We start from the raw sequence: 2,337 nt of genomic DNA, 5'->3' as shown, positions 1-2,337 counted from the left end.
GGCGAAGGGCAAGAGGGGTACGAGACATTGAATACTTCAAACTCAAGATCAGACAAACATCAGTCCCTGATACCCATTCAACTTTTTATCCAAATATCAAGCTCATGTAAGCGGAGAAGAGCCCTTTTCCTAATGGCTGACTGTCAATCAGAAGTGCTTGGAAACTCCCAAAAATAATCAAAAATGGTATTTTGATATGAGCACCTAAAGTGAATAATTAAACACTCTAGACCGAATGCACCTTTTTTGCTTTATATTGCACTAAGTATAACAAGTTAAAACTGCTGCCAAATATTTCGAATAACAGGTAACGTTGACACGACCAATAGTAATGACATCGATATATTAAACCAACGTAAGTAAGTAGGTTTTTCGAGATGATGGCTAAGCAGTGAACCGAACAATAACCAAACACCAACACAAGGAAATGACATGAAGAAAAAGGTGGTAGCAATTGTTAAACTCTGAAATATAAAGTGCTCACCTACAGTGGTAAATGATGAGATGGCCCCAATAGCAACAACCCACGCTTTAGCATTTACCCATTGAAATAGCGCCCCCTTTATAAACCCAAACTGTTTAGTTTGCTGATTTACTACATCAATTCTGCTGCTTCTAGCTATTAGCCAAGCCAAGTAAAGCAAATAAGTAGTACCAGCAATTTTTATGGTCAAAGTTAGCTGAGGAAATAGCTCAAATAGTTGACCAAATCCTAATCCGACAAGCAGGAGCATTATCGTAAAACCAATACTAATCCCTGTTAGTAAAGGTAAGCTTTTTCGTACACCAAAGTTAAGGCCAGATGTCATAACCATTATGTTATTGGGGCCAGGAGTTACTGAAGAAGAGATCGCAAATAATGTAACAGATAGCACGTACTCCAAACTTATTTCCTCTTAATATGTTTACATTAATATATCGAACATTAAGTTGATATCTTAGACGCACGGAAGCCTCAGCTAAATAAACGCCCAAGTTTCTATGAATGTTTTTTACGAGGCAAACCGCAATATTTAGCCTATCAGTACAAGCTAAATTTCTTTGTCAACTCTCGAATTACTTCAGTTTCACCAAATAGGCATACCCCTAAGTAATTCAGTTCTAATTCTGGCGTTTCCTTTGTTTTATATTGCTGTACCATTGAGCCCCCCTCAATCATGGTATGGGTAATAACTGTGAATTTAATTCCCCGGGCAATAGCTTCTTCTCTCATCTTCCTAATCTTATTTGAGTTGTCTGCTTTCAAAACGATAAATGGGTAATGAGATATATTCTTGTGTAGATTGTTGTCCCGATCCGTATAGTCAACATAAGCCGCATCATCAGGCGTTAGCAAGTTCGACAAGCCGACGCTAATGTGACCAAGAACATTGAGTGTACGCCCGACATCCATTTTTTTATTCAGAATAGCCACAAATCGTTTTTTCGTTTCATCTGGTAGATTATTCATTGATTGACTTTATTCGCTAAAGTATGACTAGTGTGATTGTTGAATCTACTATATATAGCTTTACACTAAATGTGCTTGCGTATATTGTGAGGATCTGGGGAGTTACACAACAAAAGTGATGTATGGATAGGTATAACGACAGAATCTTGCATGAGTTAACTAAAAATGGAAAAATCACAAATTCAGACCTGGCACAAAAGATAGGACTGTCTGCATCAGCATGCTTACGCCGTGTTCAAGAATTAGAGAGTAAAGGAATCATTAAAGGCTATCGTGTAGTACTTGATTACAAAGCACTTGGTCGTGGCTTTGTTGCATACGTTACAGTTGGTCTTTCTACGCATACAAGTGAAGCACAGAAAAATTTTGAAGTTGCTATTTCTCTATCACACGAAGTTGTGGAGTGTCATAACGTGACGGGGGGATTTGAATACTTATTACGTGTAGAAACTACAGATTTAAAAAGCTACAAAGCATTTCATTCAGACACCCTTGGAATGCTCCCTCACGTTGCTATGATTACAACTCATGTGGTTATGGAGTCAACAAAGGATGAACGAGCATAATCAGACAAAAAATGTAACTTTAATCAAACTTGTTGCGCAACGCTCGGTTTTGTACGAAACCAAGCAAAAAGGTCATTGCTAGAAACGGTGATTATTTTTTGTTTGGATACTGAAAGTTACCCGAAAAGTAAGAATCGCTTGAAGTGCGTAAAGCGTTTTTGTCCAAAATCGTGTTACATGCATAAGATACTAAATGTGATCACCAAGCGATTATGTCGTACCTTAACTACCAACCGATTTTGTCGGTTTGCTAATTACCAAGGGAAAATGACGGATCTATTTTTATACATAATCCTTTGAATAGTTTTAATCACTATTCAG

Annotated in this window: 3 protein-coding genes; 1 reads left to right on the top strand and 2 read right to left on the bottom strand. The window is 37.5% G+C overall.

What is annotated here, in order from left to right; all coding sequences use genetic code 11:
• Window positions 1–275 precede the first annotated feature (275 nt).
• Together EKG38_RS24660 and EKG38_RS24655 are read right to left on the bottom strand one after the other, a co-directional pair.
• A complete protein-coding gene (locus EKG38_RS24660; protein ID WP_126523522.1) occupies window positions 276–884 on the bottom strand; it encodes a LysE family translocator in 609 nt (202 codons plus the stop codon).
• 137 nt (window positions 885–1,021) lie between these two features.
• Window positions 1,022–1,450 carry a DUF2000 domain-containing protein gene (locus EKG38_RS24655; protein WP_126523521.1) on the bottom strand — a complete coding sequence of 143 codons (429 nt, stop codon included), beginning with the start codon at window positions 1,448–1,450 and terminating at the stop codon, window positions 1,022–1,024.
• Window positions 1,451–1,572: 122 nt separating this feature from the next.
• Between EKG38_RS24655 and EKG38_RS24650 the strand changes: the two genes are divergently transcribed.
• A complete protein-coding gene (locus EKG38_RS24650) occupies window positions 1,573–2,016 on the top strand; it encodes an Lrp/AsnC family transcriptional regulator (protein ID WP_126523520.1) in 444 nt (147 codons plus the stop codon).
• Window positions 2,017–2,337 lie beyond the last annotated feature (321 nt).

This window comes from Shewanella canadensis (assembly GCF_003966225.1).
Classification (GTDB): Bacteria; Pseudomonadota; Gammaproteobacteria; order Enterobacterales; family Shewanellaceae; genus Shewanella; species Shewanella canadensis.
Note: the sequence above shows the minus strand (reverse complement) of the source record. Positions and strands in the feature narration are given on the sequence as shown.

Coding starts and splice junctions, on each gene's coding strand:
- EKG38_RS24650 (WP_126523520.1), top strand. CDS start 1,573: ATGGATAGGTATAACGACAGAATCTTGCATGAGTTAACTAAAAATGGA.
- EKG38_RS24655 (WP_126523521.1), bottom strand. CDS start 1,450: ATGAATAATCTACCAGATGAAACGAAAAAACGATTTGTGGCTATTCTG.